Origin of the sequence: Shewanella sp. GD03713 (assembly GCF_029843705.1) — a bacterium.
In the GTDB taxonomy this organism is placed as follows: Bacteria; Pseudomonadota; Gammaproteobacteria; order Enterobacterales; family Shewanellaceae; genus Shewanella.
The window spans coordinates 83,187-102,222 of sequence record NZ_JAOCIW010000002.1 but is presented as its reverse complement, the minus strand read 5'-3'; the positions used below and the strand labels follow the sequence as shown (position 1 = coordinate 102,222).

18 protein-coding genes are annotated in these 19,036 nt (G+C 43.4%); 12 read left to right on the top strand and 6 right to left on the bottom strand.

What is annotated here, in order from left to right:
• Positions 1–188 precede the first annotated feature (188 nt).
• The 7 genes from N5E87_RS21725 to N5E87_RS21695 all read left to right on the top strand — a co-directional run bounded on the left by N5E87_RS21725 (position 189) and on the right by N5E87_RS21695 (position 7,511).
• Positions 189–1,010 carry a hypothetical protein gene (locus N5E87_RS21725; protein WP_279775916.1) on the top strand — a complete coding sequence of 274 codons (822 nt, stop codon included), beginning with the start codon at positions 189–191 and terminating at the stop codon, positions 1,008–1,010.
• A gap of 11 nt (positions 1,011–1,021) precedes the next feature.
• Entirely contained in the window at positions 1,022–1,651 is a 630-nt protein-coding gene (locus tag N5E87_RS21720; RefSeq protein ID WP_279775915.1) for a hypothetical protein, read from the top strand.
• Between the two features lie 231 nt (positions 1,652–1,882).
• Positions 1,883–2,272, top strand: coding sequence for a hypothetical protein (locus tag N5E87_RS21715; RefSeq protein WP_279775914.1), 390 nt, complete (start codon positions 1,883–1,885; stop codon positions 2,270–2,272).
• Between the two features lie 152 nt (positions 2,273–2,424).
• A complete protein-coding gene (locus N5E87_RS21710; protein WP_279775913.1) occupies positions 2,425–2,913 on the top strand; it encodes a hypothetical protein in 489 nt (162 codons plus the stop codon).
• Positions 2,914–3,207: 294 nt separating this feature from the next.
• Positions 3,208–5,241, top strand: coding sequence for an ATP-dependent helicase (locus N5E87_RS21705; RefSeq protein ID WP_279775912.1), 2,034 nt, complete (start codon positions 3,208–3,210; stop codon positions 5,239–5,241).
• A 96-nt stretch (positions 5,242–5,337) separates the two neighbouring features.
• Positions 5,338–6,582, top strand: a complete 1,245-nt coding sequence (locus N5E87_RS21700; RefSeq protein WP_279775910.1) for a DNA cytosine methyltransferase — start codon at positions 5,338–5,340, stop codon at positions 6,580–6,582.
• Positions 6,583–6,695: 113 nt separating this feature from the next.
• A complete protein-coding gene (locus N5E87_RS21695; RefSeq protein WP_279775909.1) occupies positions 6,696–7,511 on the top strand; it encodes a hypothetical protein in 816 nt (271 codons plus the stop codon).
• Positions 7,512–7,938: 427 nt separating this feature from the next.
• Here the strand turns inward: N5E87_RS21695 and N5E87_RS21690 are convergent, their stop codons facing one another.
• From N5E87_RS21690 to N5E87_RS21680, 3 genes are all read right to left on the bottom strand, one after another.
• Positions 7,939–8,700, bottom strand: a complete 762-nt coding sequence (locus tag N5E87_RS21690; protein WP_279775908.1) for a hypothetical protein — start codon at positions 8,698–8,700, stop codon at positions 7,939–7,941.
• Positions 8,701–8,828: 128 nt separating this feature from the next.
• On the bottom strand, positions 8,829–9,233 hold the full coding sequence (locus tag N5E87_RS21685) for a hypothetical protein (protein ID WP_279775907.1): 405 nt from the start codon (positions 9,231–9,233) through the stop codon (positions 8,829–8,831).
• Between the two features lie 24 nt (positions 9,234–9,257).
• Positions 9,258–9,566, bottom strand: coding sequence for a hypothetical protein (locus N5E87_RS21680; RefSeq protein ID WP_279775906.1), 309 nt, complete (start codon positions 9,564–9,566; stop codon positions 9,258–9,260).
• Positions 9,567–10,068: 502 nt separating this feature from the next.
• Here N5E87_RS21680 and N5E87_RS21675 point away from each other — a divergent pair.
• The 3 genes from N5E87_RS21675 to dinG all read left to right on the top strand — a co-directional run bounded on the left by N5E87_RS21675 (position 10,069) and on the right by dinG (position 14,826).
• Positions 10,069–11,724, top strand: a complete 1,656-nt coding sequence (locus N5E87_RS21675; RefSeq protein WP_279775905.1) for a DUF6884 domain-containing protein — start codon at positions 10,069–10,071, stop codon at positions 11,722–11,724.
• An 89-nt stretch (positions 11,725–11,813) separates the two neighbouring features.
• Complete coding sequence (locus N5E87_RS21670; protein ID WP_279775904.1) at positions 11,814–12,386, top strand: hypothetical protein; 573 nt, start codon at positions 11,814–11,816, stop codon at positions 12,384–12,386.
• Positions 12,387–12,681: 295 nt separating this feature from the next.
• Complete coding sequence (dinG, locus tag N5E87_RS21665) at positions 12,682–14,826, top strand: ATP-dependent DNA helicase DinG (protein ID WP_279775903.1); 2,145 nt, start codon at positions 12,682–12,684, stop codon at positions 14,824–14,826.
• Between the two features lie 398 nt (positions 14,827–15,224).
• Here the strand turns inward: dinG and N5E87_RS21660 are convergent, their stop codons facing one another.
• From N5E87_RS21660 to N5E87_RS21650, 3 genes are all read right to left on the bottom strand, one after another.
• Positions 15,225–15,440, bottom strand: a complete 216-nt coding sequence (locus N5E87_RS21660) for a hypothetical protein (protein ID WP_279775902.1) — start codon at positions 15,438–15,440, stop codon at positions 15,225–15,227.
• Between the two features lie 110 nt (positions 15,441–15,550).
• The gene (locus N5E87_RS21655) at positions 15,551–16,810 is read right to left on the bottom strand and encodes a Y-family DNA polymerase (protein ID WP_279775901.1); all 1,260 of its coding nucleotides are present in this window, start codon (positions 16,808–16,810) and stop codon (positions 15,551–15,553) included.
• A 2-nt stretch (positions 16,811–16,812) separates the two neighbouring features.
• Positions 16,813–17,583: a S24 family peptidase gene (locus N5E87_RS21650; RefSeq protein ID WP_279775900.1), complete on the bottom strand. Its 771-nt coding sequence runs from the start codon at positions 17,581–17,583 to the stop codon at positions 16,813–16,815.
• 410 nt (positions 17,584–17,993) lie between these two features.
• Between N5E87_RS21650 and N5E87_RS21645 the strand changes: the two genes are divergently transcribed.
• Together N5E87_RS21645 and N5E87_RS21640 are read left to right on the top strand one after the other, a co-directional pair.
• Positions 17,994–18,263, top strand: a complete 270-nt coding sequence (locus N5E87_RS21645; RefSeq protein ID WP_279775899.1) for a hypothetical protein — start codon at positions 17,994–17,996, stop codon at positions 18,261–18,263.
• 231 nt (positions 18,264–18,494) lie between these two features.
• Positions 18,495–19,028, top strand: a complete 534-nt coding sequence (locus N5E87_RS21640) for a hypothetical protein (RefSeq protein WP_279775898.1) — start codon at positions 18,495–18,497, stop codon at positions 19,026–19,028.
• The last annotated feature ends 8 nt before the right edge of the window (positions 19,029–19,036 follow it).

The following is a 19,036-nucleotide window of genomic DNA, read 5'->3' as shown; positions in this document are numbered from 1 at the left end:
TCTCTGTTGACTGCGTTATATTAAGACCACGCTTTCAAAATAATGCGTTTTAATATAGGATTCATTCTAAATTTCAATAACGGCGGCTTTTAAAATTGAACAAATCATGCACGACGGAACCGTTACTTTTCAGCGAGTACCCAGTCAGTACTTCCAAACTGAAAATTGCAAAGAATATTTGTATTTTCATGAGTATTTTTACTGCAGCAGCCGTAGTTTATTTAACTGCCAAGTCTGTGCTGTTTGCTCCTCCAAGAATTCTCAATGTTAGTGCTGAACCTTCATTTTGTCCTGGAAGCCTTAAGGTTGCTCTCAAGGATGACCATAATGCAATTCTCTCTTGCTCAACCACTGTTAGTGGAAATGAAAATTCATACTCGATTGTAATTAACCGCCTTTCAGTTGTTGCTGCAGAAGATGTTTTCAAAATTGTTGCAGTGCTTAACGATGGCAATGAGTCTGACCCAACTGTTGTTGCCAGCCTCCCCTCATTGGCAGATTCAGACTTGCTAAGAGAGTTTGTTATTAACGCCCTCAATAAATCCAAAACAAACATCCTTCATTCAGCCAGTTATTACTGGGGCATTGGTTCTTCCCCTGAGACGAACCTTGGCTTGATCGACACATTACTTGAAGCTGGTATTCCAAACCCAACAACCCGCATTAATGACGCGATTATGCGTGAGCTAGCATCAAACTATTTGAAGCTTAATCAAAGTGAGATACCAATCCCGATCAACTTGGATAAGGAATCTTCAGATGTTGAAAATCAGAATGCCGAGCTTCAGTGTGAACACGCCTCAGGTCAATCGGGCTTAAGCTGTAAGCTGGCACACACGATAATTGATTTTGCAGAAAGCACAGTTATAAAAGTGATGATGTTTATGATGATTATGATGATGATTTTCTCCGCAATAATGAACCCGAACGTAGTAATGCTTTTATTCAGCCTCCTTTCGGTTTTATTCTTGGCAAACTTGCCATCAATTATTCGCGCTTTCATCATCTAATAAGGTGTCAAATGAAATATTCAAAGAGCAACCTAATCAAAACCACATTGTTAAACGCTGCGCTTGAACCCGTAAACGTGATTCTGGGCTGTAGTGCAGTTTCGCTGGTAACTTTGTCTCTTTTTGTCGATGACGGCGCTTTTTTCATTAGTGCCTCAGTAATATCCTTGCTTGTGTTCACCCTGCTGTCACTTGCTTTGATGAAGAAAAACGCTCAGGCCTATGGTAATTTATACTTTAAGGCACTACACAATTCTCAAATGGCACAGCTCAATGCGCAACTCAATGGGTTAGATAAAACTCCCCTTGTAAAGGAATCTGAACAACTACTAAAGATGTACTGGAATTTGAGATTAAGCGGCAGCCTTAGCGAAGTTCGCAAAGATACACTGGCAGACGCAACCGAACGGTACTTTTCAATCATGACATCTTCATTATCTGCCTTAGCAAGGCTGCCTGTGAATAGTCAGGAAGGTTTATACGAAATCCGCAAGCTGCAGTCTCTGTCATCAGCATACAAGAGCGCATTGATTTCTGAATGTATTGCACAAACATCGGTAGGTAATAAAGATGAGTTCTCGGACCTTCTAAATAAACTTGAAGCGATCAAAATATCTAACGATGAATTTGTGATGAACTAGCTCCATCTATACTCACAAACAAATCTACACTCACAAACAAAAAGAGGCCACTTATTGGCCTCTTTTTGTTTACCCTTAGGTTAAATGCATGTGTAAACACTCTTGCGCGATCAAAGCTGACGGTTAGTTTTGTTTGTATAACTTGTGCGACGGATAAAGAAACGGCGCCCATTGAATTGATTTTAAGTAATAACAAGGGTGGTTTACTCAGCCCAAAATGGAGAAATCTTTATGAACCAATCAACCTGTGTTATGTCGCTCTTGAAGTTCCATCGACAGTGCATTCAGTCGTCAATGGATGGCGACAAAATTAAGCTCGCTCAATGCAATAGCACTGCGGGTCAACTAAGGCTGGTGGAATCAATTCAGCGCAAATCAGACGAACTTAAGATCTTCGACTCAGCAATATCTGGCATCGAGCAAGAAGACTGCTCATTGGTCAATGAGGGGTTAAAGCTTCTTAAGTATCGCTTATCCATCTCTTGCGACTTATTCCAAAAGGTGTGGGATAGGTTAGAAGGTCAACGCAACGATACTTCCCAACAGTTCAATACTATTCCTTTATGGGAGAAGTCCAAATCTGACCTGAGCTTTGTAGATTCTCAACTTGGTATTTGTTAGCTGAGGCCTAGTCGGCCATGCGCAGAAATGCTTGATTCCATATGGAGTTATATAATTGATTTTATTCCATTCTCAGTAAGCAAATGTATTGATTAAAGGCTGGAGAAATTGGCAGACAACTGCCTTAAATAATGACAAACAGGATTTTACAATTGAAACCATTTCCGCAGATTCAGAAGCTAACGACATCCATTATTAGACGTGCCAAAATCCTTCGCCGTTCAGTTCATTTTGTTGGCGCCTTTGCGTCCGGACTTATCGTTAGCCCACTTTTTACAGATGCTGGGTTTTATGAGCTTATAGTTGGAGTGATGATGCTATGTTTTATATTCTCAATACGAGATATAAACAATCATTTCAATATCACTTGGACGAATGTGACTCTAAAAATACACCCCTGTTTAGACGTGTTTCCTCCGTTGAACCGTTGGCTAGTGCCACTAGACAGAATGGAAATATCGCCGGAACTTTATGAAGAACTGGCTGATCTGAAAGGAGTGGTTCAGAGTGATTTTATCGAAGAGAAAATTTCGCACATTCTTGAGTACCGAAAGGGAGTTATTACATATTATGACATTGCAAATATTGCCATGATGGCTGAATGCCTCATCAGGTCGCGACAGTTCAGCATCAACAAGTAAAAATTTTAATTTAAAATGCGATCGTTTGGGTCGCATTTTTAGTTAAATAGAAACAGTGGTAGATTAATTCGCCCGTCGATATCTGCTTTCCAATACATCAAGCAAATCCCATCCAGATTTGTCCAACCCTAAACACGCACTCAAGTTACCACGGTTTCAAAATTTCGCGTTAATAAGGTAAAATCTGTCATCACTGTATTGTGGATTAAGAGCCTCAGGCGAAAATCATAAACAGTCACGACCGTAGACCGAAATACGGTATATCTTGAAACCAAATAATATGTAAGGCATAGCATGAATCCGACAAATGAGCAGCTTGCCATAATTAACTTTACTGGCGGAAATGCGCTTGTAGATGCAGGCCCAGGCACCGGGAAAACAACAACACTAATTGAATTCATTCTAAGGCGGATGCAATACACCCCAGCTTCTGAGATTGCCGTTTTGATGTTCAATTCTGACATTCAGAAAGATTTTCAAAAGCGGATGAAAACTAGAGGCGTAAGGGATTTGCCAACAATCAGAACGTTTCACGGTATGGCTATGAACATCCTGAAGCAATCTGGGCACCTAACCAACATTGGCTTCGATTTGAACATGGATAACGGCGACCAGCAAATGCAGCTTGCTCGTAGTTGCCTTAAGGTAATCTCTGACAATACACGAAATCGCAAGATCGCCGCTTTAATCAGAGAAAGTAAAAGCTGTGAAATTCTACTATCATTCATTGGCTTAGTTAAGGCGCAGATGTTGCCAGTTAAAGAAGTTTTCTCTAATGCTGCCATCTCTACTAACTACAGTTTCTTAATACCGGCATTTTATGAGTTCGAGAAAGCGAGGGAAGCATGTCGTACTCTTTTCTTTGATGACTGGGTTCCAGAGGTTGTAAAACTCCTCAAGAATTGTTCCATCGTGCGTCAGCAGTTCCAGCAAAAATACTCTCTGATTTTGATTGACGAGTTCCAAGATATCAATGCTAGCCAATACGAGATGGTGCGACTTTTGAAATCTGTAACAGCCGACATCATGGTTGTTGGCGATGTGGACCAATCCATCTACTCTTGGCGTGGGTCTAATCCAGGTTTCATGTTGACCTTTGACCGGGAATTTGCTCCCTGCGTTCGACTTACGCTGAGTAATACATTCCGTTATGGGCACCTTCTTTCTCTCGTTTCAAACCACTTGATCAGCAATAACACTCAACGCTTTGATAGCTTGACAATTCCGGCAGTGGGAACTCCACAAACCCTTGTGGACATTATCCCGACAGCAACACCAGCTGCGGATATTGTTGCCTCAATTCAGTCTTTTGTTGCTGCTGGTGGCCAGCATGCTAGTTGCGCAGTCCTGATTCGCAGATGGTCTCAGACAATGCTATTTGAACTATCTTTTTTACTTAAGCGTATTCCCTACTCAATGCCTCCTCAGTACGCCTTGCCAAACTCTCGGGAAATTAAACTACTTACTGTATTGCTTACACTCGTTACTCGTATGGACCAAGTGTTGCTTGCGGACGAACGATCCAACATGATTTATGAGGTGCTTCGCTACCCGCACACTTATATTCCAAACACAATACTAATGAAAATCTCCCGCCAACTTAGTTTAGTTGAACCAGAACAATGGGTACCTGCTATCAATTCGATAATGATGGCAAACTTAAACAGTAAGCATAAGCTAGATAATGCTCGAGATAGATTGGAGATCATTGCCGATCTTTGTCTAATGAAAGATAAGCCAGCTTATGAGGTTTTCAACCGTTACCTCGAAAGCACTGACATGCAAGACTGGCTTCAAAGCTCATCTTCGAGCACTAGCGATTTCGAAGAAGCAATTGAAAGGATTTCAAGCATCACAACCGTGTTGAAGAGTATGGGGCTAAGCTGTATTAACGCACTTGATTACTTCAGTCGATTAGTTTTGTTATCTAAAGAGACGACTAAACAAAAGCGTGGCGTAATATTAACTACAATGTTCCGCGCAAAGGGATGTGAATACGACACAGTGCTGCTGCCTTACTGGGACGCTGACGTTATGCCGATGAAGAACAAAAATGAAGCGGGAATGGGTACCGACGAAGAAGAAGAACGTCGCCTAGCATATGTTGGCATGACCCGGGCCAGAAAACACCTTAAAATTTTCCACGCTACACCGCGGGAGGGTGAGCCTACTAAGTCAAATGCAAGCAAATTCATTAGTGAGTGCAATCACCAGCATTCTGTGTTGTTTGCCAAAGCCCTGTATTCCCAATGTGAAACTCCAGAACTAACCTCCTCTATTTCTAATAGATATGCTGAGAAAATTGGCTTGCCACCAGCAGCAACTTAACCTGGGTGCGTCCTCTTTAATCATCACTTACTGTTGCGCGATTTGTCGGTTCGCTTTTACTGCCTCTATTAATCATGAATGCAAGAGTGAACTGCAATGCGCCCCTTGAAATTGATAGAGTTATGTACCGGAATCGGAGGCTTTCACCTCGCGGCTCTAATGAATGGCTACATCGAGACTATTTGTACATCTGAAATCGACAGTTACAACATTCAGTTCATTGAGCGCAATCTCAAGCTTGATAACGCAGGTGATGCCACGCTGATCGCTATACCAGAATCCGTGCACCCGTATAAGAAACTCGTGGAGCAAGATCTTGTTCCAGTCGAGGAGACTGGCTTCACGTCTCTTTGCATGGAAGACTTCCTAGAAGGTGTACTGGATTGGCCAGACTTGCTGACCGCAGGCTTTCCATGCCAAGACGTGAGCCCGGCCAACCTGCAAGGTAACGCAAAAGGTATTGACGGGGAAAAGTCAGGGTTAGTGCACGAGATCTTGCGCATCATAGAGAACCTTGAACCAAGCTACTGCGTATTTGAAAACTCTAGTAACCTACCAAAGCGTGGACTTGACTATATCCTGTCTGAATTCAATCGAATGGGTTATATCTGCGAATGGGAAACTATCGCAGCGTGTCATTTTGGCCTTCCCCACTACCGCCATCGCACATACTTAGTTGCTTACTTGCCAACAACTGCGGTAGCAAAGGGAAACCGCCGAGTATTCGACTTAGCGAAAAAGCGCGCCAACAAGCTTCCTAACGCGACAATTCCATTAGCAGAGGAAAACCCCGAGCTAATCAAAGAGTGGGCTGTTGTGGAAGACACACGCTCAATCAAGCTAAGAACCAAACGCCTTAACTCTATTGGCAATTCCATCGTGCCTCAGATTGCACTGGCTATCTTCGATGCCATCACGAACGCTGAGAAGTCAGCACAAGCAACCAAGCAGGTTAACCCTCGCAAAGATGAGAAGTACATGGCCACCAGCCTCACCGATGGCTGGGGTAAAGCACAATTAGACCTGTTCAGCAATGACATTGAGTTTGTAACCGAGATGCCCGCTCGTGGGTTAATGATAAACGGAGAAATTTACTCAGGGTCAGTTGACCGTAAACTAAATCCGACTAAGACGACCTATCCCGGGCTTTTCAGTACGATCATAAGTCGTGATGGGAATAATAACTTCACTACCAAGTCTCGTTTGAATCGCCCCGGAAAACTAGGCGGCTTAGTCGGGGATATTATGCGAATAGGAGCCGATAAAGGGGGGTTAAACCCCGAGTTTGCAGAGGTATTTATGGGGTATCCAGTCGGGTGGACTAAACTATCTGCGGCATAGTGACAGCATTTCAGGCCCCGAAGACCCCGGTTGATTCCTGCTAGCGCCCTATTGTGCGATTACCTACCTCGATTAGTCTGTCTCTAGTTAAGCCAACAAACTTGGGATACGTAATGAAACACAACATTCACTTCGCAGGGCGACTAATGGGCGTACACGGCGCAAATTTGCCTACCGACAACGATAATATGATCGTGATATATGGCAATACGCCATGGATACATGAAGGCGCCTGCCTTTGCACTTACCACATAACTCGTATGGCAACTAAAGAAGAGTTCGCAGCTTCGAAGCTTTCTTATGCTTATCCTAACGTTACATTTTGTCTAAAGCAGTTCGCTGAAAACTGCCTACTAGAATTCCGTCTAACAGAAATGGACACTGAGGAATATAACGCCATATACCGCAAAATAAGCAAAAATCCGCACCAAATCCGTGATCTTTGGCCTGGTAATCCAGCAACATTCTTACATCTTCATGGAATGGAACAAGGCGTCAACTACTCGATCGAGCACGGTTACGAACTTGACGTAGAAGTTGAGTTTTTGAAGCTCTTAGGGCCATTTATTCAAGAGTGCATGAGTATGCAACTGGATTCTGCTAGCGAGAATAAAGCACGGTCAGCTTTGGTTGAGATGAAACGTCACCTTGATGTCCCTAACGCTACAGATGAGGAGTTAATCATTCGTATCGGTGAGTTGGCCAAGGCCCCTCCTGCCGGAATAGAAGGTGTTATGCACCTGCGAAAATTACGCTTTCTTAAAGACTGCAATAGCTTTACTCACCCACTGAGTGAGTCATACCACAACATACGAAGAAGGCGTAATGCAGAATACATGACAACTCAGTATGCTAGTGACAAGGAGATCATCTTAGTTGCTATTCATACACGCATAGAGCAATGGCGAGAAGCCAGCAAAAATGCCTAGACTCAAGAAATTAAAACGGCCATTGGCCGTTTTTTTTATACCAGCAGAATATCGGGCACGCCTCTGAGCCCTTTGGCATGCATCCAAGCGTCAGCCAAAAATCCTTTTATCGAAATTGGCGCATCCATCGGCGAGAACCTCATCCACCGCACGGGTAGACTTGCAACCGTGAGACCATAGAGCAGAATGGGCCTGAGGTTGTAGCGCTGTGCGTCATAGACGGGTAATTGGGTCAAGAATTTTCACAATACCGTGTTTTGGATGAACAAAGAGATATTTTGCGATAGTTACGTAGAGGTGATGAACTCGCGGCGCTAATTGCATCGAATTGCACTCCTAATTAGATTGTTTTCTCACGGCTCGCGCATCGGAAATAGCTGAACACTGATAGCACTACATTTCTTGATATAACCCATAGAGTATTCCTTTAGCTTCTAGGTCTTAATGCGGCCCACATTCCTTGCCACAAAACATTAATCAGTTTCAACATAGAATCATCCGATTTAGGTTCTAGTGGCGCATTACGCCCAGATTTCAACTGTTCTAAATACGGCTTTGCGTTTTCGCGCGTAAGTTCAATAGGTTTAAAATTTTGGCTGTATTTATGTTCAATTGTGACCCAAGGAACGGCATGATCTTTTGAATACGATGAAATGATGATTAGGTTTTCATATTGCATTCTAATTTCATTGATAAGCGGCTCTAAAGCCAGATAATCAATGAGTAAGTAATCAATATGCTGCGTAACGACTTCAACACCACGAAGAAACTTCAGCTCATCACATTCCGGGTTGAAATGTGCAAGGTACTTCGCAATGATGCAGCGGTGTTTGCCTGCTTTAATGTAATAATCATTATTGACTTTAAGCAGTTTGATTCCTTGTTTGGGAGTGCAGCCTAAGTAGTAATCAGGGTTGATTTGCAGGTCATCTAAACGCCTCGACATCCGCTCAGTTCCTGCACCGAACAAGGCGCTGCGCCAAGTACCTAAACAACTGAGTTGATCAATTCCTATAATGTTAGCCACCGGCACATCAGTGATCGTTGCATCCGATGCCGCAGCTTCACGGAAGTAAATACCATTCTTAGTGAATTTTTCGAAGAAATTCTCTACGGCTTGATTACTGAATGGAGCAGGATTGGCTTTTTCCAACTCTTGCAGATTAGTTTTTATAGGTTGTGACATCATTTCTACTGTTACCAAGATAGTGCAGCATTCAATGCTTCTTAATGCCCGGCAGTTCAGTACAACGCTAATTCAACCATCGCGATATACCCAACTGCAAAAATTTGCTGCACATCCAATATTCCGTTAACTCACTGGTCACGCCAAGCAATAGCCAAAGCTACAGCTCGCTCCATGCCATATTTCATTACGCTGAAGCTTTTTTTCTTTGCCCCTCCCCCTCGAAGTACATTAGCAATAACTCTTTGATAATATTGCTCAGAACCATCAGCAAGCTTAACTTTGTAGGATGACATGCAGATACCAACAGGTAGGTCACTGTTTTTATCTGCATGTGATTTTGTATGTTTCCGCCCCATTTGGGAATGCTTTTTCGAATAGGGATCTAGCCCTACCAAAATGCAATTTTCATTTCTAAGAGCTATGGCCTCTTGAACTTTGGACTTGTGAAAGTTTCGCTGTTCACAGCCTGGCACCCGAACCATTATTGTCGAGTTGTTACATGACATATATCGTTCAGAATCAATTTCAAGCATATGGATTTGCCGATACCAAGGTCATTACTTTGTTTGGAGTGTACCCACAAAAAAAGGGCACTCAAATGAATTAAAATTACGCTGGTCATCGAATTCGCCGAGAGGTGCCGATGGATAAAACATCAGGCTTGTACGGTATCGTAGATAATTAATAATATTGAGAGTCAAAATACCTCCTGATTTTATCAGTTCAATAACAGCCTCCCGATATAGCATTGGATTGATTCCTATGGCAACAAGGTAGTTATATAAATCAAAATCATTACGCAAATATAAAGGCACATAACTAGGCTGCTGCAAGCTGCAATCTGGAACTAATATGTTGTTAATCATAGTGTAACTCCGCCATCAAGTTAATTGAATAAAAACACCGCAGGGCGTTTTATAGTTAATGAGATTTAAAGATTTTGCTCGACCATTGGCCAAACCGCTGCGACGGCATAAATTTGCGCTTGGTTGTACCTAAGGGGCAAACCATTCAGTGATGGGTCCCAGTGGGTCCGCCCATATGAGATATACCTCGCTGTTTATAGATTAGCAACCAATAAAAACTATACCCTAAGTACATCGGTTCTGTGATCTCTAGACAGCCTACTTGCTCCTCGGAGAACGGTAACTCTGGATATTGGCCATGCTCATGACGTTGATACAGGAACGAGAATGCAACCGTGAATGGGCTAAGCGCAGTTAAATGCTTTGCTTGTTATGGAACAACATTGAGAGAGATCCCATTCTTGAAGTTATGAGTAAATCAAGCTGACTTAACTCTTGGGTTGTGCAATGCAACAACTGGTGTCTACTGTTTTCTACATGTATTAACTACTTCATTGCCCCTATGACAAAGCCAGTACTCATTATCGGCTGCAGCGATGCAAAAACTGAAGCCTCACTACCAGCATTCGATCTATATCAAGGCGCTATGTTCCAATTGATTAGATCCAATCTGCCTAAAATCCATGATCACTTTGAAGTGCTTGTTCTTAGCGCCAAGCATGGGCTTATCTCTTCACATCAAGTCATAGAGGCATACGATCAACGCATGCCAAAGCGTTCCGACGACTTGGGAGTATCTCAATTTGTGACTGACCACCAGCAAGCGGCATACAATCTTCTTCAACAACATGCATACAAGGGGCTAAACCTTTATATCGTCTTAAGTAATGACTATTTAACCGCTTTTGACCGCCTTTGTGATACTCACCGATTCCAAAAATTACTTCGCTCGTTTAATGCGACTTATACATCTCGTAAGCATTCCGGCATTGGAGTTCTTCGAGGTAGGCTTAAGAAGATCTTAATGACAGTAGCTGGTGGACGGTCAAAACCAACACTATATCGCTCAGGCTTGGCTAATTTGGATGAGTTTATAGGTTACAGCCAAGCTAATGCATCGCTTGGTGCTTCGCTAGCTTATGTAAGTGACATAAAAAATCCTCATCTTTTCGATTACATAAAACAGGCCCTTGCAGAGGGAAATAGAGCATTTCTGGACAATGGCATCATTACTGAGATTGGTCGTGGAAAATTTGTAAGCACCGATGAAGTATTCACTCGCTACAAGATGATCGTTAGCAATATGCCTCGAAGCGAGTCTAAGAAGCTGGCTATAGTCATTCCCGACAATCCATTCGACCCTGCAGAAAGCATCGAAATCGTGCGCAGACATAAAGCCGATATCAAGTGGCTTGCCTCTCGAGCTGATGTAATTCTCCCAGTTCATCGAGCTCCGGATATTTCAAAACATGCCTACGCGATGATGAAACAGTTAGACTTTGTTAGGGGTATTCGGGTTGGCGTACCATGCAAAGAATCAATCAAGACAAAAAAACACCCTATTCCTGTGCAGTTAGAATTAACAGACATCGAAGCGTTGTTTGAACTTAAAAATCCGAAAGGCGTTAGCTTGTTTGCCGGGGTTCACTATCTGGCCCTCTCCGAGGTTTCAAGAGGAAAGCTTTTTAAGGAACGGGAGCTACTTGCTCAAATACATGGTTTCGACATGAGCTGTGATGCCTGTCGTACCGCAGCCGTGATGGGGAATGAGCAATCATCTAATCGAATCGGCTCTGTCACATTGCGCCAAGTACATAAAGAGATGTCAATATCAAACACCATTAGCTCTCGGGATTTCCAAATGCACGGCCTAGCCGAGGAGTATGATGAACCATTTATTTTCCAGTCTGCTATGAATGCTATAGATGATGATGTAGTTGAATTTGTCACTCAGTGGAATTCGTTCATGGATCCGGTCTGGAAGTTAGACATAGAAGACATGGAAGAAGATGCAGCCAAGGACTATTGCAGAGAACTTATTTGCAGCTTCCCTAGAGAAATAGAAAACCAATTGCTCGACAAGTTGAAGAACCACTACTGGGAGTTGTTTTATAGTGAAGAGCTCAAACCCACCAGTCTTGATAAACGTGCGGAAACGTTTACTCGGTTGTTCACCAACGGTGTGCGCAAGGCAGTACAAACAACACTACCAATTTAGTGATGCAGGTACTTTGCTCACTTGCGGGATAGTTAATAGCGCCTAGATTTGGGCTCAGTAAATCGAAACACTTACAACGGAGCCCCCAAATGACCGATTTAACCTTAATTCCAACAACCCATGCCATGGCCTTGGCATACCTTAAGGCTGGCCTAGCTAAAAATATCCACGGGGATTCTTCGCTTGGTGAGCGATGGGATTTAGGTGGAGATTACGAAGTCACCACATACATCATGAACGAAGTAGTGCCAGTAGCAGAGAAGCTTGTCAACGCAACAGAAATGGATGGCATAACTAAGCTTTACGAGTTCTATGGAAACACTTTACCTGCAGCACTTCTCTTTGAATTTCCGCGAAATATCGATGCACTGGAATCGTGTATAAAGTCTGCTATTGATGATGCAATCTCATTGGATTCATGGATTGAAGTGGAGTTTGACTTGGGTGGTGATACCAACCATGACGATGTCGTAGAGGGACGCTCCGGGACGATTAACTTTCACCCAGAAGAACTTCAAATCATACGTGGCGCCAACCCTAAGGCCCCAGATGAAGTGTCAGTACGAGATCCACATGGAAACGAGATAACAACTTGTGAAGGGCATTTTACTGACTTCCAGATCAGAAGATCGTTTAAATACTTACAGAATCTTCACCTTTGATAATATAAAGCATTGTTTTAAAACAACATTAATTAGAACTATTTATCAAAATCTAGTTGAGGGGCTTGACCCCTCAATTTGTCCACAAACCAACTCCAACCCTTCAAACTGTCACGAATTCAGGTGAAAGATAACCTATTTGACTCAAGCCGCGATGAATTTTAACTCTGAAATTGCATCATTGTTTCACTGCTCTGCACATCTAAGGTATTGAGAATTAAGCCACATTTATGCTATTGCGCAATCTTAACATGGGGTTAGCATCTAAATATTAGTTCGATGGAGCAATACTGAGATGAGCCAGCTAGACCTTGATGATGCGACCAAAGCAGAGATTCGTAAGCTTTACAAAGCAGTACAAGCATCCTTGCCCGGATTTAAGCCACGCAAAGAGCAAACGTACCTGATTGCCGAGATTGCAAAAACATTGGGTGGCTGCTTCGTACAGTCAGAGAAAGGTAAACGTATCATTGCGTGTGAAGCAGGGACAGGTACAGGGAAAACCTTCGCATACCTGATCCCGGGTATAGTCATGGCTAAGAAGCTAAATAAAAAACTAATCGTAAGCACTGCAAACGTAAGCCTACAGTCACAACTTGAACTTAAAGACCTTCCTCTATTGCAACGAGTTATGCCTGAACTTTCATTCAAAGTAGCATTAGGACGTAACCGATATTTATGCCGCCGTGACGTTGAGAACGTAGCTGGTGGCGTATCTGATGTTACCCCTCAAGAACTAGCAATGTTTGGTCAGCCAGAGCCACAAGACCCCTTATCAACACAAGATTCCGACTTGCTTGAGCGAATGGTACAACAGTTCGATTCAGGCGCTTGGGATGGAGTACACGACAACTGGACAACTAAGGCAGAGGTTATTAACCAACCTCTATGGAACCGCGTAAACTGCAAGTCTGGCACATGCACTAAGCGTGTATGTCCATACTTTGAAGTGTGTGCGTTTATGAAAGCACGAAAAGAGCTTGAAGACGTTGACGTTATTGTATCAAACCACGCACTCACAATGGCGAGCGTTGCATCTGGCGCGAACGTACTACCTGCGCCAGAAGAAGCTATTTGGGTTATGGATGAAGCTCACCATATCCCTAAGCAATACCGGGATTCATTTGAGCAACGTGTATCAATCGAGGGTAGCTTGAAATGGCTTAAGAAAGTCCCTGCAACAGTCGGCAAGGCATCACTAACTCACGGTCAGGACGTAAGCACATCTATTGCCCCAGACGGTAAAGAGCTTGATTGCATCATTCGCGACCTCGTTACAGAGCTGCAAAGTATCACTGATATGCTCCTTGCAAACTGTAAGTTCACCAACGATTACTCCGAAGAACAGAATTACCGATTCAAAAATGGTCTGCTACCATCAGTATTGGGAACGTCTCTAAAGAACTTATCCCTACTGTCTGGTAAAGTGAACCGCTGCGTAGGTGCTCATGCAAGCAAGCTGCAAGAGTGCATTGAAAAAAAGCAAATCCCTTCAAGCCCAGCCATAGAAAAGACTTTGGCTGACATCAATCGAATGCAACTACAAGCTGAGTCATTCTTTAGCATGTGGCAATTATTCATGTTGAATGAGAAGAAAGGCTCAGCAATTGCTAAATGGGTAACATGCGGTGGCAATAGTAAACCTGATCTTGCTTTCAATGCAGTACCAATCACGGTTGCAGAGGAGCTTAAAGAGGCATTATGGGATAAAGCTGCTGGGGCCGTTGTAACAAGTGCAACCGTAACCAGTCTAGGAAACTTTGACCGCTTTATGCTTGAGTCAGGCCTGAAGAGTGATGACGGAACACAATACCGCCGCGTAAACAGCCCTTTTGACTACCAGAACCAATCTACTCTGATCGTACCTAAAATGCAGATAGACCCAACACAGGCTAACGAAGAGTCTCACACTCAGGAGATCGCCTACTACGCCGAGCAAATGGGTAAGAAGCACAAGGCTATATTGCTTTTGTTTACCTCATACCGTCAGTTGAACCGCTTTAAAGAGCTTGCCAGTGACGAGCTAAAAGCTGACATGCTGATTCAAAACGAAGACACGCGCCCAAACCTTATCCGCCGTCACAAAGAAAGAGTAGATGCTGGTAAGCGCAGCGTATTGGTAGGGGTGGCAAGTCTTGGTGAAGGTTTAGATTTGCCAGCCCAATACTTGACTTGCGTCGGTATCGCTAAAATCCCCTTCGCTAACTTCACGGCTCCCGTTGACGAAGCGGAAGGAGAATGGATCAAAAGGCGGGGTGGCAACCCATTCTTTGAACAATCGTTGCCAGAGGCAAGCGCGAGACTAATCCAGCAAGTTGGTCGACTTATCCGCTCCACCAGTTGCTTCGGAGAAGTGCTTATCTTCGACCGCCGATTAAGCAGCAAAAAGTACGGCGCCCAGCTGCTCGATTCTCTTCCTCCAATGAAACTGATGGCTTGAAATCCATGACCAGTAGCGAGCAACTTAATATATGAGCCTATCGGTTTGACTATTTAATCATGCTGGCAAATAACTTAAGCCATCTACTAAGAGACTATCAATATGGTAATGACAAACAATCAGAACACTGCCGATATATTCGCACGCTTAAGCGAAGCTGCGCTCAAACAACAAGAGGGCATGAAACAAGGCGAATGTATGGTTTCTTGTAGCGATCTAACTCACCTACTTATGTCCTATAGGTTTGAACTTGGAAATCAGAACAAGGATTTACCGAAACCCTCTAGCTGCTCTTTAGGGCATTCCACCAGCCAGTAGCCCCTCCAACTGAGCTCTCGTAACGACATAGGCGACCATGGGCCGCCATTTTTGAGAAAAATGAAACGCAATCCCTAAACCTAACCCTGCTCCGTAATGCCGGTATGGCTGTTCACATTTAGAATTGTGTATTCTTTATGCTCGCCACATACAGGGCACGATTCCGGTATGTCATCATCAATTTTATAATTTTTGCCGTTATCACAACTCATACAATGAGTGCTGAACGCGTAGTCTGCTTTGGTTAATAACTCCATTGCGGCGCCACTTTTAGAACAATCTTTATTTACAGACATAGGAATACCTCAGCATAAATTTTATAAACTCTATTTTGTCACGCTTTGTACCAAAGCTGTCCAGATAAATCTTGATTGTTTTCCCGAATTATCTCTCTTAAATAAATCTGCTATTTACAGTGAATTTGGGGAATGTCAGACCACTTGGTAGTAAACTGCTTTGATAAAAAGTCTCTCCTCATGGCCCATTTCTGATCGCGTCCTTGGGCAGCAATGCTCAATGTACCGGTTCCATACCGAGCATTAATCATATCCATGCACTTCATTAAGTCAGGGTTACTCTTGTCGGTGTCAAACAGTGAGTATTGTGCGTGTTTTGCTGGTGTTAGCTCTACCAACCCAACCCCTGAACGATGATACCGGACGCCGGGGTGGAATAGCTGGGGTAACCCCTGCGTCACGGCTGCAACAATTAATCTAGTGTCGTTAGTTGGCACAATCAGTTGATGACTATAACGAAAGCAAACTGGGTTTTCATCGAATGGAGATGATGCGGCGAAGGCAATCAAGTGGCACGCTAAAGAGTCCTGTTTACGCGCTTTAGATGCAACCGTCGAAGCGTGCATTGCTAAGGCCTGATGCAAAGAGTCTGGATCTGTGATTCGCTCACCGTTACTTCTAGTGCTGAAAATCTGCTGTTTATCTGCCCTAACTGAATCCCACATTTTAACTGGCTCACCTCGAAGCTCTCGCACCGTTCTTTCAAGCTCGATGCTAAACATGCGCTTGGCAAGCTTTGGATCCATCTTGGATAATTGCAAAGCTGTATGTATTTGCATTTCAGCAAGTCGTTTTGAGAGTCTTGCACCAACCCCCCAAATATCCGAAGTTTCCATTTTGGCTAGTATCGGTTCCCATTCTTCCGGGTTTCGAAGCACCGCAACGCCATTAAATCCCTGCACTTTCTTTGCCGCGTGGTTTGCAACTTTGCTTAAAGTGAGTGTTGGCGCATAACCAACACAAACAGGTAATCGCGTTTGCTTCCAAACAGTACGACGCAGCTGATGGCCATGCTCGTATAGGTTAGGGTAAAGTTTCATGCAGTCAGACATATCCAGGTAGGCTTCATCAATAGAATAAACATGCTGCCGCTGTGCGAAACCACCTATTACCTGCATTAACTTATTGCTCAAGTCGCCATACAGAGCATAATTTGAACTTTTCACGACCACACCGTACTTATCGCAAATGTCTTTGATTTTGAAGTACGGGGAAAATCGAGTAATGCCAAGTTCTTTAGCTTGCCTGCTGAGCGCAATGCAACAGCCGTCATTGTTACTGAGAATCACTATCGCTTTGCCCCTCAAACTTAAATCAAATACAGCTTCAGCCGAGGCATAAAAATTATTAACGTCTACTAAGGCTAGCAATTCTACCAACCCTCGAGTTTGAGTAATTGTTTAGACCTGTGTAGCCGAATAGAACAAATAACTGTTCCTTCAACAGTAAAGATATCGGTATTATCAATTTCCACTGGTTTATAAACAGAGTTGGCAGATAGCAGCCTGCGCCCATTCTTGTCGAAAATCTTGCAGACGAATTCACCGTTTAGGTTACAGGCTATTACATCTCCCTGTTGAGCATCAACGGCCCTGTCACAAATTAGAACGTCGCCATGGAATATACCTACGTCATTCATTGAATGACCACAAGCCGCGCCAAAGTATGTTGCATTAGCGTGCTTTATCAAAATCTCATGAATTGAACTCTGCAGGTGTTGATATTCCATTGCGGAGCAAAGAAGCCCGGCCAGCGCATTAGGCCTATGAAGACGGAGAGAGCAGACAACATTAGCCTCTACTAAAAAATGTTCAGTATCACTAATTACTATTGGTTGATATGCAGGATTTGCCGATTTAAGCAATCGCCTTTCTTTGTCGAAAATTTTACAAACTGACTCTCCGTTTATGTCGCAGATAATCACATCCCCCTGCTGTGCATCAACAGACCTATCACAAATCAATATGTCGCCTTCGAATATACCCACCCCATTCATGGAGTTATCACTTGCCGCCCCCAGGAACGTCGCACTGGGATGCCTTACCAGTAATTCGTCTATGATTAGCTGCAACTGCAAATAGTCTGCTGCAGGGCTTTCAAACCCGGTAATCCCTGCTTGCAATGAGATTGGACAAACAATCATACGAATGAACACCTGTATTTATATACAGCTAATTCTAGCTGCCAAGCTGGATTTTCACAATATTCCCCGCATGACCCTAACGAAGAGGTATTTCCCCAAACTTAAAGACTCGAAAGTGTCCCGCGCGGGACAGATCTCATTAAACTCTGGGTTCAACAACAAATCCATTTCTGGCCACACGGACTAGCACGTACCAATGAACATCTAAGTCATTGATGGCATATGGCTTAAATGTAATGCGCTGTAAGTACGGAGGAATGAGAGGTGGCGATTACTTAAACGAAACCAAACTAAGAATTGAAAATTTAATATGTTTGCAATAAACAGCCATAGGGGATTGCGCGTTCCAAAATTCGTGTAAATTTGAATTCAACAGCCTGCACAGGCGTACAGCAAAATAGAGACTGATAATGAAAATTAACACAGAAACAATCATTGATGGACGTGACACTCAAGGGCTTATCACTGTTGTAGTTGTCAAACCTTTTGAAGCTATCCGCACCCCTTGCCCACCTGCCGGTACCAAAGGTGAGATTTACAAATTTGAGGGAAACTATGCTTTCGTTCGCTTTCCATTGCCGATGACAGATACTGAAGGTACTACTTGGCTCTCACACGGTACAGACTATGATTACATGCGTCTTGGTTTTGAACTTGATGAAATTGCAGTTGTTGACTAGTAATACGCTCTTGTAAGAAAGGAAAAGGAGTTTGTGGATTCTCATTGAGGACAGGATTTTTTTCATTATCCCGCATCTAATCAAGAAGCTCTCTGTGGTTCAAAATCCCCGAGAGCTTTTTTGTCTAGGTCATTCTTCCTCTACTTTGCCTGCTTCAAATACATTGTATTGCGCGAACTCAGGCTCATGCTCAAATATTCCAAGTAACTATAACCAAGAGCAGGAAATTCAATGAAAAACACAATTAAAACCCAAGTGATGGAAACAGGCAAAGTAATAAAGCGTAACGGCTCGGTGTATCTCATAACGAATTATTACTCTGACGATGGCTATGTTTCGGCTGTTTCGCTTAATTCTCACAACCGCGGTACAACTTTCCAACTCCCTATCGATGAGTGCGCAGTCCATGACGAAACGATTGAGTTAGTTACAATGAGCGAACTAGCATGGAAAGTGAATGAAGTGGACATGGACCTTAAATGCGACAGTGTGCCCTCAGGCATACGTCTAGACATGAAAATTCTTGAGGGTCAGGTATTCCACTTGACTGCGCCTATGCAGCGACAAATGAACAATGACGTGGACGAAGATAGCGGAGAGGTAGAAGGAGCAAACGGCGTGACATTCTATGGTGAACATGAACAGCCATTCCTTGACAGAGTTCGCTCCCTGCTCCCTAAAGAGTTCAACAGCCTAACGATCACTGACGCATGCGAAACAGGTGCATCAGTTCTTATTGCTAGCTGTAGTGGCTCGCAAACATAATACCGCGA

Excerpts from the sequence above, each read along its gene's own strand:
- N5E87_RS21725 (WP_279775916.1), top strand. The coding sequence starts at position 189 with ATGAGTATTTTTACTGCAGCAGCCGTAGTTTATTTAACTGCCAAGTCT.
- N5E87_RS21720 (WP_279775915.1), top strand. The coding sequence starts at position 1,022 with ATGAAATATTCAAAGAGCAACCTAATCAAAACCACATTGTTAAACGCT.
- N5E87_RS21715 (WP_279775914.1), top strand. The coding sequence starts at position 1,883 with ATGAACCAATCAACCTGTGTTATGTCGCTCTTGAAGTTCCATCGACAG.
- N5E87_RS21705 (WP_279775912.1), top strand. The coding sequence starts at position 3,208 with ATGAATCCGACAAATGAGCAGCTTGCCATAATTAACTTTACTGGCGGA.
- N5E87_RS21700 (WP_279775910.1), top strand. The coding sequence starts at position 5,338 with ATGCGCCCCTTGAAATTGATAGAGTTATGTACCGGAATCGGAGGCTTT.
- N5E87_RS21695 (WP_279775909.1), top strand. The coding sequence starts at position 6,696 with ATGAAACACAACATTCACTTCGCAGGGCGACTAATGGGCGTACACGGC.
- N5E87_RS21690 (WP_279775908.1), bottom strand. The coding sequence starts at position 8,700 with ATGATGTCACAACCTATAAAAACTAATCTGCAAGAGTTGGAAAAAGCC.
- N5E87_RS21685 (WP_279775907.1), bottom strand. The coding sequence starts at position 9,233 with ATGCTTGAAATTGATTCTGAACGATATATGTCATGTAACAACTCGACA.
- N5E87_RS21680 (WP_279775906.1), bottom strand. The coding sequence starts at position 9,566 with ATGATTAACAACATATTAGTTCCAGATTGCAGCTTGCAGCAGCCTAGT.
- N5E87_RS21675 (WP_279775905.1), top strand. The coding sequence starts at position 10,069 with ATGACAAAGCCAGTACTCATTATCGGCTGCAGCGATGCAAAAACTGAA.
- N5E87_RS21670 (WP_279775904.1), top strand. The coding sequence starts at position 11,814 with ATGACCGATTTAACCTTAATTCCAACAACCCATGCCATGGCCTTGGCA.
- dinG (WP_279775903.1), top strand. The coding sequence starts at position 12,682 with ATGAGCCAGCTAGACCTTGATGATGCGACCAAAGCAGAGATTCGTAAG.
- N5E87_RS21660 (WP_279775902.1), bottom strand. The coding sequence starts at position 15,440 with ATGTCTGTAAATAAAGATTGTTCTAAAAGTGGCGCCGCAATGGAGTTA.
- N5E87_RS21650 (WP_279775900.1), bottom strand. The coding sequence starts at position 17,583 with ATGATTGTTTGTCCAATCTCATTGCAAGCAGGGATTACCGGGTTTGAA.
- N5E87_RS21645 (WP_279775899.1), top strand. The coding sequence starts at position 17,994 with ATGAAAATTAACACAGAAACAATCATTGATGGACGTGACACTCAAGGG.
- N5E87_RS21640 (WP_279775898.1), top strand. The coding sequence starts at position 18,495 with ATGAAAAACACAATTAAAACCCAAGTGATGGAAACAGGCAAAGTAATA.